Source organism: Streptomyces liliiviolaceus (assembly GCF_018070025.1).
GTDB lineage: Bacteria > Actinomycetota > Actinomycetes > Streptomycetales > Streptomycetaceae > Streptomyces > Streptomyces liliiviolaceus.
This window is the reverse complement of the sequence record NZ_JAGPYQ010000001.1, coordinates 1,094,408-1,107,455: the sequence shown is the minus strand read 5'-3', so window position 1 is coordinate 1,107,455 and position 13,048 is coordinate 1,094,408. Positions and strand designations below refer to the sequence as shown.

At 72.1% G+C, this 13,048-nt stretch carries 12 protein-coding genes and 1 pseudogene; 8 read left to right on the top strand and 5 right to left on the bottom strand.

Annotated elements, in window-relative coordinates:
• Positions 1-45 precede the first annotated feature (45 nt).
• The gene (locus tag J8N05_RS04825; RefSeq protein ID WP_210881232.1) at positions 46-1,824 is read left to right on the top strand and encodes an ABC transporter ATP-binding protein; all 1,779 of its coding nucleotides are present in this window, start codon (positions 46-48) and stop codon (positions 1,822-1,824) included.
• 15 nt (positions 1,825-1,839) lie between these two features.
• Here J8N05_RS04825 and J8N05_RS04820 read toward each other — a convergent pair.
• A pseudogene (locus J8N05_RS04820) lies at positions 1,840-2,823 on the bottom strand (pectinesterase family protein); the annotation flags it as partial.
• 315 nt (positions 2,824-3,138) lie between these two features.
• Between J8N05_RS04820 and J8N05_RS04815 the strand changes: the two are divergent.
• Positions 3,139-6,210 carry an NACHT domain-containing protein gene (locus J8N05_RS04815; RefSeq protein WP_247706151.1) on the top strand — a complete coding sequence of 1,024 codons (3,072 nt, stop codon included), beginning with the start codon at positions 3,139-3,141 and terminating at the stop codon, positions 6,208-6,210.
• On the top strand, positions 6,207-6,587 hold the full coding sequence (locus tag J8N05_RS04810; protein WP_210881230.1) for a hypothetical protein: 381 nt from the start codon (positions 6,207-6,209) through the stop codon (positions 6,585-6,587). Before J8N05_RS04815 ends, J8N05_RS04810 begins: the two co-directional genes overlap by 4 nt.
• Here the strand turns inward: J8N05_RS04810 and J8N05_RS04805 are convergent.
• Both J8N05_RS04805 and J8N05_RS47880 read right to left on the bottom strand, forming a co-directional pair.
• The gene (locus J8N05_RS04805; RefSeq protein ID WP_210881229.1) at positions 6,559-6,879 is read right to left on the bottom strand and encodes a hypothetical protein; all 321 of its coding nucleotides are present in this window, start codon (positions 6,877-6,879) and stop codon (positions 6,559-6,561) included. The two genes, J8N05_RS04810 and J8N05_RS04805, sit on opposite strands and share 29 nt — an antisense overlap.
• Complete coding sequence (locus tag J8N05_RS47880) at positions 6,876-7,001, bottom strand: hypothetical protein (RefSeq protein WP_282108142.1); 126 nt, start codon at positions 6,999-7,001, stop codon at positions 6,876-6,878. The genes J8N05_RS04805 and J8N05_RS47880 overlap by 4 nt, the downstream gene beginning before the upstream one ends.
• 134 nt (positions 7,002-7,135) lie before the next feature.
• Between J8N05_RS47880 and J8N05_RS04800 the strand changes: the two genes are divergently transcribed.
• The 5 genes from J8N05_RS04800 to J8N05_RS04780 all read left to right on the top strand — a co-directional run bounded on the left by J8N05_RS04800 (position 7,136) and on the right by J8N05_RS04780 (position 10,761).
• Positions 7,136-7,960, top strand: coding sequence for a helix-turn-helix domain-containing protein (locus tag J8N05_RS04800; protein ID WP_210881228.1), 825 nt, complete (start codon positions 7,136-7,138; stop codon positions 7,958-7,960).
• A complete protein-coding gene (locus tag J8N05_RS04795) occupies positions 7,957-8,175 on the top strand; it encodes a DUF397 domain-containing protein (protein WP_210881227.1) in 219 nt (72 codons plus the stop codon). Before J8N05_RS04800 ends, J8N05_RS04795 begins: the two co-directional genes overlap by 4 nt.
• A 63-nt stretch (positions 8,176-8,238) precedes the next feature.
• Positions 8,239-8,910 (top strand): histidine phosphatase family protein, encoded by a 672-nt coding sequence (locus tag J8N05_RS04790; protein WP_210881226.1) that lies wholly within the window; start codon positions 8,239-8,241, stop codon positions 8,908-8,910.
• Positions 8,911-9,004: 94 nt separating this feature from the next.
• Entirely contained in the window at positions 9,005-9,637 is a 633-nt protein-coding gene (locus J8N05_RS04785) for an RNA polymerase sigma factor (protein WP_210890020.1), read from the top strand.
• On the top strand, positions 9,634-10,761 hold the full coding sequence (locus J8N05_RS04780; protein WP_210881225.1) for a CU044_5270 family protein: 1,128 nt from the start codon (positions 9,634-9,636) through the stop codon (positions 10,759-10,761). Before J8N05_RS04785 ends, J8N05_RS04780 begins: the two co-directional genes overlap by 4 nt.
• 33 nt (positions 10,762-10,794) lie before the next feature.
• Here J8N05_RS04780 and J8N05_RS04775 read toward each other — a convergent pair whose 3' ends face one another.
• The gene (locus J8N05_RS04775; RefSeq protein WP_210881224.1) at positions 10,795-12,261 is read right to left on the bottom strand and encodes a sensor histidine kinase; all 1,467 of its coding nucleotides are present in this window, start codon (positions 12,259-12,261) and stop codon (positions 10,795-10,797) included.
• Complete coding sequence (locus J8N05_RS04770) at positions 12,258-12,989, bottom strand: response regulator transcription factor (protein WP_107015248.1); 732 nt, start codon at positions 12,987-12,989, stop codon at positions 12,258-12,260. The genes J8N05_RS04775 and J8N05_RS04770 overlap by 4 nt, the downstream gene beginning before the upstream one ends.
• Between the last annotated feature and the right edge of the window lie 59 nt (positions 12,990-13,048).

Sequence of the window (13,048 nt, the reverse complement as noted above, 5' to 3'; positions counted from 1 at the left end):
AATATAAAACGGCAGGACACGGGCAGGGAAAGGGAATTGAACGCCATGCGGGAAGTACGGGAGGCATTCGCGCGTTTCTGGCCGCTGACGCGCGGCGACCGCCGATGGCTGTCGCTGATCATCGCCTGCGTGATCGTGTCCGCGCTGGCGGAGACGGCGTCGATCCTGCTCTTCGCGGAACTCACCGACCACGCGCTGCAGGCCGGTTCGCTCAGCGCCTTCTGGGGCCCGGCCGTTGCCTGGCTCGCGGTGGCCGTGCTCGGCGCGGTCGTCGGCTATCTCGGCAACTCCCTCGCGATCCGCACGGCCGAGAGATTCGTCCTGCGGCTGCGCGCCGGCGTCTTCCGCCATGTCCAGGACCTGCCCCCGCACTTCTTCCAGCGGTACCGCCGCGGCGACCTGGTGGAACGGCTCACGGGCGACGTCGAGGCCATCGAACAGATGGTGGTCTCGGGCGCGGTCGGAGCGGTCTCGGCCGCCTTCTCCGCGATCTTCTACTCCGCCGCCGCACTCTGGCTCCGTTGGGACCTCGCCCTGGTCACTTTCCTCCTCGCGCCCCTCTTCCTCCTCGCGGCCCGCCGCTTCGCCGGCCGTGTCCAGAAGGCCGCCAGGGACGAGCGGACCGCCGACGGCGCGATCACCTCGGTCGTCGAGGAGTCCCTCGGCACCATCGTGCTCACGCAGGCGTACAACCGGCGCGGGGCGGAGGAGCAGCGGCTCGACCGCGAGGCGCGCGCCTGGCTGCGGGCCAGCGTGCGCGGGGCCCGCGCGAGCGAGATGTACGAGCAGTTCGTCGAGGTCGTCGAGACGCTCTGCGTGCTCACGGTGATCGGGCTCGGCGCCTGGGAGATCGCGCAGGGCCGGATGTCCCTGGGCCAGCTGCTCGCCTTCGCCGCGTTCCTCGGCTACCTCTATCCGCCGATCCGCGACCTCGGCCAGCTGGGCCTGACCCTGACGGCCGCGACCGCCGGGGCGCAGCGGCTCCAGGAGATCCTGGACACCGAGCCCGCCGTCACCGACCCGGCCGCCCCGGTCGGGCAGTGGCCCGTACAGGGCCGGGTCTCCTTCCACCACACCTCCTTCCGCTACCCGGGCGCGGAGCGCGACAGCCTGCACGAGGTGTCGTTCACCGCGCAGCCCGGCGAGTTCGTGCTGGTCACCGGCCCGAGCGGGGCCGGGAAGTCGACCCTCACCAAACTCCTGACCCGGTTCTACGACCCCTCGGCGGGGGTGATCCGCCTGGACGGCGTCCCGCTCGCGGACGTCACCCTGGAGTTCCTGCGCGAGAACGTGGCCCTGCTGCCCCAGGAGACCCTGGTCCTGCACGGCACGATCCGCGAGAACATCGCGTGCGGGCGGCCGGGCGCGACGGACGCGGAGATCGAGCGGGCCGCGCGGGACGCGGACGCCCACGAGTTCGTCCGCTCCCTGCCCGACGGGTACGAGACGCTGATCACGCCGGGCACGGCCGTGCTGTCCGGCGGGCAGCTCCAGCGCGTCGCCATCGCCCGCGCGATGCTCCGGGCCGCCCCCGTCCTCGTACTCGACGAACCGACCGCCGGGCTCGACGCGCTCGCCGCGCGCCGGGTCGTCCAGCCGCTGCGGCGCCTGGTGTCCGGCCGGACGACCGTGATGATCACCCACGATCTGACGCTCGCCCCGGACGCCGACCGGATTCTCGTCGTGGACGGCGGACGGCTGGTGGAGCAGGGCACGCACGAGGAACTGCTGGCGTACGGGGGTACGTACGCGCAGCTGGCGGGCCCGCTGCCGACGGAGTTCTCGACGGAGACGACCATGCCGCTGCTCCAGCCGAGCCCGTAGAGCGGGCTCCCCGGGTCAGGAGGCGGTCGGGGTCCAGCCGCCCAGCCAGTCCGCGACCTCCTGGCCGCCGGCCTGGGCGTCGGTCAGCTGCGGGCGGTCGCCGCTCGCGGCGCCCGAGCCGGGACCGGTGTTCCTGTACTCCGCGAAACGGTCGTCCTTCCAGGAGAAGCCGCCCATGTCCACCCACGGGGTCGACCTGATCGCGGCGCTCAGCGTGGAGTCGCGGACGGTGGTCTGCGGGTCGAGGGTCGCGTCGCCGCCCGCGTGCCAGTTGCGGCCGAGGTAGAAGGTCCCGGCGGACACGTCACCGTTCACGGCCGAGCGGTTGACGAGGATGCCCTTGCGGTCGGCGGCGGTGCTGGGAGCGGTGATGTAACCGGCCGAGCTGCCGTCCCAGCGCTTCTTCAGGGTGATCACCGACTGGTCGATCACGGCGGTCGCGCGGCCGAAGATGAAGTCGACGTTCCCGATGACATAGGAGTTGCGGACGTAGACCCGGCCGAGTTTCTCCTTGGCGGCGGTGTCGAGGAGCAGGGTGTCCTGGTCGCCCTCGACGATCACCCCGTCGAGGAAGACCTGGTCGGCGGCGGTGCGCAGGGCCACGGCCTGGTGTCCGCTGAGGCTTTGGTTGGCACCCTCGTCGAAGTCGTTGGAGAGCGTGAGGTTACGGGCCTGGAAGTCGTCGGCCTCCACGGCGACGGTGGCGCTGCCGCTGGTCCCGTACGTACCGCCGCCGGGCTTCGCGGTCCCGGCCGCGTTGTTGTAGACGATGACGGTGTCCTTACGGCTGCCGCCGCTGCCCTGGACGGTCACGTGCGGCTTGTTCGAGGGGACCTTCACCAACTCGCGGTACGTGCCCGGCTTGACGGAGATCACGACGCGCGAGGCGTTGTTCGCGGGCACGGCGTTCACGGCGGCCTGGACGGTCGTGTACATCCCGCTGCCGTCCTTGGCGACGGTGAGGGTGGTGGCCGCGGCGTCCACGGCGGTCGTGCCACTCGCCGTGTTGGCGGTGGAGGCGACCAGGACCAGCGGGATGCCGACGGCCAGGGCGGTCCTGCGCCTGCGGAGGCGTGCCTTGCTGCGGTTCGCGGTCACGGGCGGCTTCCGTTCGTGTGGGGGCGGGTGAGCCGGTCGGTGGGGGGTCGCCGCGTGCGGGGGAAAGGTTGCCGCGGTCGCGAGGACACCGGGGCGCGGGCATGTGCCCCCGTCATGCTTCCGCGCGCCCGCCCCGGCGTCCGGTGCGCCGGTACGCGGACACCCGCCACCTCGTTCACCCCTTTGACGACCGGGTGCGGACGGGAGGGGCAGGTCATGCGGGATGCACGATTGCGGCGGCGGTTCGGGCTGGGCATGGGCGCCGCGGCGCTGCTCGCGCTGTTCGTCGCGCTGGCGGGCGGCGGCGGTCCCGACCGGACGTCGATGTGGATCTCGGCGGTCTCGGCGCTCGTCTCGGTCGGCGCGTTCCTGACGGAGCTGCTGCGCGAGGAGGCGGACACCGGCACCGCCGCCGACCGACGGCAGCGGGCGGCCGACGAACTCGCCGAGGCGGTGGACCTCCAGTGGCGGGCGGAGGCGCGGCTGCGCGGGCTGTACGATCCCGAGCCGCTGGACGTCCACTGGTCGCGCGTCGGCCCGCCGCTCGCCGACCTGCCCCACACCGTCCGGCGAGGTCTGGAACTGCCCGAGCCGCGCGACGGTGACCAGCGGCCGGACCGGATCGTCGAGACGTTCATGGCGCTGCCGTCCCGCCGCCTGGTCGTGCTGGGCGACCCCGGGGCGGGCAAGACCGTACTCGCCGTGCGGTTCGTGCTCGGGGCGCTCGCGGACCGGCAGCCCGGCGACCCGGTGCCGGTGCTGTTCCCCCTGGCGGGCTGGGACCCCAGGTCCATGGCCCTGCGCGACTGGCTGGCCGAGCGGCTGGCCGCGGAGTACCGGCCGCTGGCCGCCGTCACGGGCGATCGGACCATGGCCCGCGAACTGCTGGACGCCGGGCTGCTGTTGCCCGTGCTCGACGGGTTCGACGAGCTTCCCGGCCCGGCGCACGAGCAGGTGTTGCGCCATCTCAACCACGAACTCGACGACCGGCTGCCCGTCCTGCTCACCTGCCGTACGCAGGACTGGCGCCGGGCCGTGCACGCCGGCGCCGTGCTGACCGCCGCCGAGGTCGTACGGCTCCGGCCACTGGACCTCGCCACCGCGCGCGGCTATCTGGAGAGCACCGCCCGGCCGGACTCGCACGGCCGCACGCCCTGGACCCCGGTCCTGGCGGACCCGCCCCCGCCCCTCGCGGAGGTCATGACCTCACCGCTGATGGTGACGCTGGCCCGCACGGTGTACGGGGACACCTCGCGCGACCCGGCCGAACTGCGGGACACCGGCCGCTTCCCCACCGCCGGACATGTCGAGGAACACCTGCTGGAGGCCTGCGTCCCGGCGGCCTTCGGAGCGACCGCCTCCGGTGCGGCGGGCCAGGGCTGCGGCACCTGGAGTCCGGACGCCGCGCACCGCTGGCTGCGCCGGCTCGCCCGCGACGTCGGTACGACCGGCACTTGGCGGCTGGCCTGGTGGGAGGTGCCGACGGCGATGCCCCGGGCGCTGCGCGTGCTCGGCCCCGCCGTACTGGCGCTGGTCGCCTCGGCGGCCCTGCTGGTGCCGTTGGCCAAGTTGGGGCGCGGGGTGGTCGCCGACTGGGACACCGTGCCGTCGACCGTCCTCAACTACGCGGGCATCCTGCTGGGCCTGTGCTTCGGACTGGCCCGGCTGCTGCCCGCCACGGCGCAGACCCCGCAGGGGCCACGGCAGTTGGTGCGGCTGGCCCTGCGCATGGCCGCCGCGGCCACGGTGGTGGCGGTGGGCATGGGCCTGCTCGTACCGCCCCTGGTGAGTTCCCGGCTCGGCGCGGTGCTCACGCAGAGACCGGCCTGGTTCCTGAACGGCTGCTGTTTCGGACTGATCCTGTCGATGATGTTCGGCGTCGCGGGTCTGCCCCGGCGCCCTCTCCCGATGGGTCTGCCGTGGGCGGGCAGCCCGAGCGGCCCGCGGACCGTGCGCGCGCTCGGCGCCGTCATCCTTTTCGCCGGCCTGGCGGTCTACGGCTACTCGCGGCAGACGGCGGTGGTCCCCGCCCTCACCTGTCTCGGCGCGGGGCTGCTGCTCCTCCTGGCCGGACTGCGGCGCGGGGAGCGGACGGCGGCGCCGTACACGGGCCCCGGGGCGGTACTGCGCGGCTTCGCCCGAGGACTCCTCCGCGGGTTCGTGGCCTGCACGCTCATCGGGGTCTGCGTGGGGGCCCTCGTCGGCTGCGTGGCCGGTGCCTTCGCCGCGTACGAGATCCGGTCGGCCGAGCCGCGCGCGAGCGGTGAGGTGATCGAGGGCTGGGAACTCCAGCGGACGGACGACGGCGGGCGCTCGGTCCGCTCGGTCGCGCGGGAGGAGTTCTGGCTGGTGGGGCGTACGGGGCTGGACAGGCCGTTCGCCGTGAAGGCGGGCGCCCGGATCTCGCGGGACGAGAAACTCGGAACGTTCACCGGGACGCTGCGGATCCACCAGGAGCGGGGCGACTGGATGACCGTCTGGAAGGGCCCCGGCGACTGGAAGGGCAGGACCGTGGACGCCCACAACCTGGTGCTCGCCCTACCGCACGAGGCCGAGGTATGGCTCGTACACCGTCAGGCCGGGGCCGTCGTCCTCGACGCGGTGGGCCCGTTCGTCGCGTTCGGCGTCCTGATCGGTGCCATCGGGGGCTGTGCCTCCGGCGTCTACCGAGCCCTGAACACCCCGTCCGACACCATGCGCGCGGCGGGCCCGCTCAGCACCCTGCGCACCGACCGGGACGCCACGCTCGCCAGGAGCGCGATCGCCGCGCTCCTCGCCGGCGGGGTCTGCCTGCTGCTGATCTCGGCGATGCCCCCCGGCGGCACGCTGGGCACCATGCACACCGAGGTGTGGGTCCAGGTCGGCACGTCCTCGCTCGCCCTGAGCGCCTGGGGCCGCCTCGCCCCGGCCAGAATCTGGCTGGCCCTGACCGGCCGGGCACCGTGGCGGCTCATGGCGTTCCTGGAGGAGGCCCACCGCCGTGGCGTACTCCGCCGGTCGGGGGCGCATTACGAGTTCCGCCATCTGCGGCTCCAGCAGAGCTTGGCGGCGACCCCGACGCCGGTGGGCGGCACCGGTCCGGGTCCTGGCTCCAGGGACCGGCCGCTGCGGCCGAACCGGCCCGGTCCACGCAGGAGCGAGGCCCTTCTGACGGGGATCGTCGGCGCGGCCACCTTCCGTGGCCCCCGCTCCTCGGGTGCTGCTCCGCCGGGTCCGCCGACGAGGGACGACCAGTTGCACGACGCGTACAACCGACTCGGCCCACCGCCCACGGGAGGCGCCCGATGAGCGAGCCCACTCCCTCGCCCGCTCTTCCTTCCCCCGCTCCCGGGCCGGAGGCGTCCCCCGAGACCCGCAGCAGTTGGCGTGACCTCCCCGTCGAGCAGCAGATCGACTCTTGGGAGACGGCTGTCCCGGGCAGCGCGGCGCGGATGCTGCGGCAGGTCGAGGCGGACTACGAGCACCGGCGCTGGCTGGACCGGGTGGAGGTCCGCTTCCGGATGTTCGGCGCGGTGCTGGGAGGCACGGGCATCATCGGCGTCTTCTGGCTCACGAAACACCTGGTGGACCATGACGCACCGGCCTTCGCGGCGGGTGTCTTCGGCGCGAGTGTGGCTGCGTTCGCGGGGCTGGTGCTCAGGAGCGATCGGAGGCGGGGGCAGTGAGAAGCGGGTTGTCGCCGACGCCGATGCGCGCACCCCGGCTGGCCGCGACGCGGAGTGCGTCCGTCAGGGACTCGACCGATCTGGTGAGCGCGAAACGCAGGGCGCGTTCGCCCGCTTTCGGGTCGGCGAGTACGGCTCTGGCGCCGGCCAGCACCTGCTCGCCGGAGCCGAGTTGGGCCGCTTCCACGTCGTCGGCGAGCCGGGACAGCCTGCTCTGCGCACTGTCCGTACTCAGATAGCAGGGCTTGCCCTCGGGGGTCGTCCACGGCAGCAGCCGGAGCGGGGCGGTCATGCCTGCGCCGCGCCGAGTCGGCACCGGCAGCGGGGCGCGGCGGGTACCGCTCGATGGCGGCCCCGCGCGGGCAGCAGTACGCGCAACAGCAACTCGCAGGTTTTCGCGCCGAGTCGGCTCATGACGGAACTCCTCGTGACGGACGGGGCTTTGACGAGCGGCGATTACCGTTCGTGCCCCTATCGTCACTGTGTGGTCGTACGCTGCGGAAGGGGGCGCCCGTTGTCTGGGCGCCCAGGCAACGGTGAGGGGTGACGTGGACGAACGCGTTGACGTTGAGCGGGAGTCGGGTCTCGCGGGGCTGGGTCGGACCCTTCGACACCTGCGGGAGAAGGCCGGCAAGTCGTTGGGGCAACTGGCCCAGGAGACGGCGTACGACAAGAGCTACCTGAGCCGCTTGGAGGCGGGTAAGCGGCTGTCCAAGATGGCGGTCATGGAGGACCTGGACCGCTATTACGGGTCCGGTGACCTGCTGGTTCAGCTCTGGAAGGTGGCACGGCACGACGCGTTCAAGGACAAGTACAAGGAGTTCATGCGCTTGGAAGCGACGGCTCGGGTCATGCACGTCTTCACACCTGGTGTGCCTGGCCTGTTGCAGACCGAGGAGTTCGCTCGTGGGGTGTTGTCTGGCGCCCAGGCAACAGCTGGCAACACCGAAGAGGTTGATGAACAGGTGGCTGCGCGCATGGGACGGCAGCTTCTGTTACGCCGTGACTCGGCGTCCAATGTCCGCTTCATCATCGACGAGTACGCGTTTCGTCGTCCTGCCGCCACCGCGAAGACCTGGGACGACCAACTGCTGCGCATCGAGGCCGTGGCCCTGTGGCCGAACGTCGTTCTGCAGGTGCTTCCCTTCGCCACCGGCGTGCACCACTTGATGGACGGGTCGCTGACTCTCCTGTGGCAGAGGGACGGGAGCGCCGTTGCCTACAAAGAGGGCAATGGCGGCGGCGAGTTGATCGACGGCGCGGAGGAGGTGCTGCGCCATCGCTTGTCCTACGATCGGTTGAGAGATTTGGCGCTGCCCCCGCCGGACTCACTGGCGTTCATCCGGGGCGTTCTGGAGGACCACAGGTCATGAAGCACACCCCCGACCTCAGCACCGCTGCGTGGCGCAAGTCGAGCTACAGCGACGGGGGAGCCAACAACTGCGTCGAGGTCGCCGACGGCTGTCCCGGCCTCGTCCCCGTTCGGGACAGCAAGGTCGCGAACGGTCCCGCACTGGTCTTCGGGGCGGAGCCCTGGGCTCTGTTCGTCGAGGGCGTCGGGCGGGGCGCGAGGGGCGCGGCGGGCTAGACCTGTTCGGGGGTGCCAGAGTGGAAGTTCCTGTTCAGCCACTCTGGAGACAGAACCGTTCCTATGCGCCTGCTGCTGATTCGCCACGGTCAGACCCCTTCCAACCTCAAGCACCTGCTGGACACCGCAGAACCGGGGCCGGGTCTGACCCCGCTGGGCCTGCGACAGGCGGACGCGTTGCCGGACGCGCTGGCCGGTGAGGAGATCGGCGCCCTCTACGCCTCCACCCTGCTCCGCACCCAGCTCACCGCCGCCCCGCTGGCGGCCCGGACCGGTCTTGAGGTCCGCGTGCGGGACGGCCTCCGGGAGCTGTCCGCCGGTGACCTGGAGATGCGCGGCGACGCCCAGGCCGTCGAGACGTACATGACCACCGTCTTCGCCTGGTCCGCCGGGGACGTCGAACTCCGCATGCCCGGAGGGGAGAACGGCGTGGAGGCCCTGGGGCGTCTCGACGCCGTGATCGCGGAGGCCGCCGGCAGCGGCGTACCGACGGTGGCCATGGTCAGCCACGGTGCCGCCATCCGTATGTGGACCGCGGCCCGGGCCGACAACGTCGATGTGGAGTTCGCGGCGGCCCACGCGCTGGAGAACACCGGGATCGTCATCCTCGACGGCACCCCGGCCGACGGGTGGCGGGTGCGGACGTGGGAAGGCCGGTCCCTCGGTCCCGGCAGCGGCCTGCCCGAGGCGAGCGGCCCCACGGGAGAGCCCGTGGCCGGCGACATCGACGGCTGACCCGGGCCGTGTGCGACCGACCGCGCCCCGGTGTGACGTACCTCACGGGAAGTCGCCCCCCTGTGCCGCACAGCTCATAGGCGTGACCACTCATATGCGAACCCGGGTGCGGGCCGGGGATCAGGGTGCCTTCGGGGAGCTCTTCGACGCGTACGCCCGTGCCGTGTACAACCACGCCTACCGGCTGACCGCGGACTGGTCGACCGCCGAGGACGTGATGGCGTCGACCTTCATGGAGGCCTGGCGGCTGAGGGACAGGGTCGATCCCGAGGGCGGCTCCCTGCGGCCCTGGCTGCTGGGCATCGCCACCAACACCGCGCGCAACCAGTTCCGCAGCAACCGGCGTTACCGGCGGGCCGCGAGCGCCGCCGCGGCGGCCGAGACGGCCGTGCCCGATCACGCCGACGAGGTCGCGGGCCGGATCGACGACCGGCGGCGGCTCGCCACCGCCCTGACCGCCCTCGCCGCCCTGCGCAGACCCGAGCGCGAGGTCATCACGCTCTGCCTGGGGGAGGGCCTGGACTACGAGGCAGCGGCGGAGGCGCTCGGCATCCCCGTCGGCACGGTCGCCTCCCGCCTCTCCAGGGCCCGTAAGAAGTTGCGGCGTACCGCTTCCGCGAACGTCGCCGAGAAAGTTCGCGGGAATCGGGAAGGGCCGCGTCCCGCCCGACAGACAAGAGGCGATCACGCAAAAGCGATCCGGCCCGCACAGGAGGGAAACCGATGAACGCGAACACACCCCGCCGCGACTCTGCCGAGTCCGGTCCCGGGTCCGAGTGGGAGCAGGACGCACAGCTCCTGTCCCGTACGGCGCGCGACCTGCCGTCGGGCCGTCACCGGTTCCACAAGGAGCGTCTGATGGCCCAGATCCACGAGCAGGTCCAGCAGCAGGCACAGAAGGAAGAGACCCCCGGCCGGACGCGGCGGTTCCGGCTGCCGCGGCCCGCGATCACGCTGCCCGCGATGGCCGCCGCCCTGTCCGCCGTCGTCATCGGCGGTGTGGTGGTGTCCGGCGGCGGTGAGGGCATCGAGGACGCGGGAGTCGCCACCGGCCCCGCCCTGACCACCGACCTCGGTACCGCGACCACGAAGGGCGTGCCCCAGCTGCTGGACCAGATCTCCCTGGCGGCGGCCGAGAGCGACCACCCGACCGTGAAGGCCGGCCAGTACATCTACATCGAGTCCGTGCTGGCCGACACCCATGTGAAGACCGTCGACGACAAGAGCAGCCTGGTCAGCGACGAACTGCACAAGCGGCAGATGTGGGAGTCCGCGGACGGCGTCGAGGGCTGGCTGATCGACCCCGCCGTCAACGACAGCTCCGAGGGCGAGACCCTGACCCTGCCCGACGAGCAGGGCAACACCCCCAAGGCGCACATGGGCAGCCCGTCGTACGACTACCTGGCCAGGCTGACCACCGACCCCGACGCACTGCTGGCCAAGATCTACAAGGAGACCGAGGGGCAGGGGAACACCCCCGACCAGCAGGCCTTCTCCACCATCGGTGACCTGCTCTCCGAGAGCTACCCGCCGCCGGAGCTCTACGCGGCGCTGTTCGAGACCGCCGCGAAGATCCCGGGCGTGGTCGTCGTCGACGACGCGGTGGACGCGGCCGGCCGGCACGGCGTGGCGGTGGCCCGGCTGGACGAGACCAGCGGCCAGCGCGAGGAATGGATCTTCGACAAGAAGAGCCATGTCTACCTCGGCGCGCGCAATGTCCAGGTGAAGCCGGTCAAGGAAGAGGGCATCCTGATCAAGCCCGGCACGGTGAACTTCACCATGGCCATCAAGAACCGCGCCGTCGTCGACGGTATGAAGCAGACCCCTTCGGCCCCGGCCCAGGCGGGCTGAGGCCCGGCCGGTCCCCGGCCGGGACGGACCCGGTCAGTCCCCGTCCAGCGCGGGCGGCGGGGTCGGGGCGCCGGGCAGGCGGATCGCGGCGACCGTGCCGCCGCCCGGGGCCGGGCTCAACGCCACGTCCCCGCCCGCCTGCTGGACCGTACGCGCCACGATGGACAGGCCGAGGCCCGAGCCGGGGAGCGCGCGGGCGCTCGGGGAACGCCAGAAGCGGTCGAAGACGTGCGGGAGTTCATCGGCGGGCACACCCGGACCGTGGTCCCGTACGGTCAGTTCGCCGCCCCTGAGCGTGACGTCGATCGTGCCGCCCTCGGGGCTGAACTTCACCGCGTTGTCGAGGATGTTGACGATGGCCCGCTCCAGCGCGGTGGGCTCCGCCCGGACGAACCACGGGTGCACGTCCGCCGTGATCGTCAGCTCCGGACCGCGCAGCCTGGCCCTGCGCAGGGCCGACTCCACGGTGTCCTGCAGCGCGACCACCTGCACCCGGTCGGCCGGTGTGCCCGCGTCCGACCGGGACAGCGTCTGCAGGTCGCCGATGAGCGCGGCCAGTTCGGTCATCTGCGCCTTCACCGAGGCGAGCAGCGCCTTGCGGTCCGCCGGGGGGATGGGCCGGCCCGTCTCCTCGCTGCGGGTGAGCAGCTCGATGTTCGTCCGCAGGGAGGTGAGGGGGGTGCGCAGTTCGTGACCGGCGTCGGCGATGAGCTGCTGCTGCAGCTCACGGGAGTTGGCGAGCGAGGCGGTCATCGAGTTGAAGGACCGCGACAGCCGGGCGATCTCGTCCTCGCTGTCGTCCTCGACGGGGATGCGCACGGAGAGGTCCTCGGTGCGGGCCACGTGCTCGACGGCCTCGGTGAGCTTGTCGACGGGCCGCAGACCGGCACGGGCGACCGCGAGTCCCGCGGCGCCGGCGCCGAGCACGCCGATCCCGGAGACCAGGAGCAGGATGAGGGCCAGGTCGTTCAGGGTGCCCTGGGTGCTCTTGAGGGGCACGGCGATGAGGAGGGCGGTGTCGGGGTAGAGCTGCGGTCGGCTCGGGCCCTGGGTGACGGTCAGCGGGACCGTCAGGATGCGTACGGCGTTCCCGTCGGTGTCGGTTCCGTTGCGGAAGATCCCGTCCTCGCTGTCCGCGTTCTCGATCACCTCGGTGTCGTCGCCGGTGACCTTGACCGTGCCCTCGGAGTTCGCCGAGACACAGGGCGTTCCGTCCGCCTTGATCAGTTGCAGGTAGTAGACGTCCCGGGCGCCGAAGTCGTCGTTCTTCGGCAGCGGTGTCTGGGCGCAGTTCTCCAGGGCGGCCTCGACCTGTGAGTTCGGCTGCGGTGTGGCAGCCGCCTTCAGGTCGTCGTCGACCTGGTCGTACAGCTTCCCCTGCACGATGAACCAGCAGGTCACCGATACCGCCGCCACCGCGAACGCCACCGCCGCCGCCACCAGGAGGGACAGCCGGGCCCGGATCGGCAGCGAGGTGAACCGGCGTACGAGCCTGTTCACTCCGCCCCGCCCGACCGCAGGACGTACCCCACACCCCGCACCGTGTGCACGAGCCGCGGCTCGCCGCCCGCCTCCGTCTTGCGGCGCAGGTACATCACGTACACGTCCAGGGAGTTGGACGACGGCTCGAAGTCGAAGCCCCAGACCGCCTTCAGGATCTGCTCCCGCGTGAGGACCTGGCGCGGATGGGCCAGGAACATCTCCAGCAGCGTGAACTCCGTGCGCGTCAGCTCGACGGGCCGCCCGGCCCGCGTGACCTCACGGGTCGCGAGGTCCATGCGCAGGTCGCCGAAGGTGAGCGCGTCGTCCGCCGGGGCGCCGACCGCGGCCGCCGCGTACGAACTGCGCCGCAGCAGCGCCCGTACCCGTGCGAACAGCTCGTCCAGTTCGAACGGCTTCACCAGGTAGTCGTCGGCGCCCGCGTCGAGGCCGGTGACCCGGTCGCCGACCGTGTCGCGGGCCGTGAGCATGAGGATCGGCGTCGTCGTGCCCGCGCCGCGCATCCGGCGGGCGGCGGTCAGCCCGTCCATGCGCGGCATCTGGATGTCGAGGACGACCAGATCGGGCTGGTACGCGATGGACTTCTCCAGCGCGTCCGCGCCGTCGACGGCCACCTCCGTGTCGTACCCCTCGAAGGCGAGACTGCGCTGGAGTGCTTCGCGCACGGCCGGCTCGTCGTCGACGATCAGGATGCGCTGGGGTTCACGGTCGCCTTCGGCGGGGCTCATCGCGGTCAGTTCCTCGGGTGCGGTGGGGACGTGGGCGGGGCGCTTTCAGCCTCGCACGT

Bases quoted from the DNA above. Each gene is read 5' to 3' on its own strand.
- J8N05_RS04810 (WP_210881230.1), top strand. From the start codon at position 6,207: ATGAGCGAGCCCACTCCCTCGCCCGCTCTTCCTTCCCCCGCTCCCGGG.
- J8N05_RS04790 (WP_210881226.1), top strand. From the start codon at position 8,239: ATGCGCCTGCTGCTGATTCGCCACGGTCAGACCCCTTCCAACCTCAAG.
- J8N05_RS47880 (WP_282108142.1), bottom strand. From the start codon at position 7,001: ATGAGCCGACTCGGCGCGAAAACCTGCGAGTTGCTGTTGCGCGTACTG.
- J8N05_RS04825 (WP_210881232.1), top strand. From the start codon at position 46: ATGCGGGAAGTACGGGAGGCATTCGCGCGTTTCTGGCCGCTGACGCGC.
- J8N05_RS04805 (WP_210881229.1), bottom strand. From the start codon at position 6,879: ATGACCGCCCCGCTCCGGCTGCTGCCGTGGACGACCCCCGAGGGCAAG.
- J8N05_RS04815 (WP_247706151.1), top strand. From the start codon at position 3,139: ATGCGGGATGCACGATTGCGGCGGCGGTTCGGGCTGGGCATGGGCGCC.
- J8N05_RS04780 (WP_210881225.1), top strand. From the start codon at position 9,634: ATGAACGCGAACACACCCCGCCGCGACTCTGCCGAGTCCGGTCCCGGG.
- J8N05_RS04785 (WP_210890020.1), top strand. From the start codon at position 9,005: ATGCGAACCCGGGTGCGGGCCGGGGATCAGGGTGCCTTCGGGGAGCTC.
- J8N05_RS04770 (WP_107015248.1), bottom strand. From the start codon at position 12,989: ATGAGCCCCGCCGAAGGCGACCGTGAACCCCAGCGCATCCTGATCGTC.
- J8N05_RS04795 (WP_210881227.1), top strand. From the start codon at position 7,957: ATGAAGCACACCCCCGACCTCAGCACCGCTGCGTGGCGCAAGTCGAGC.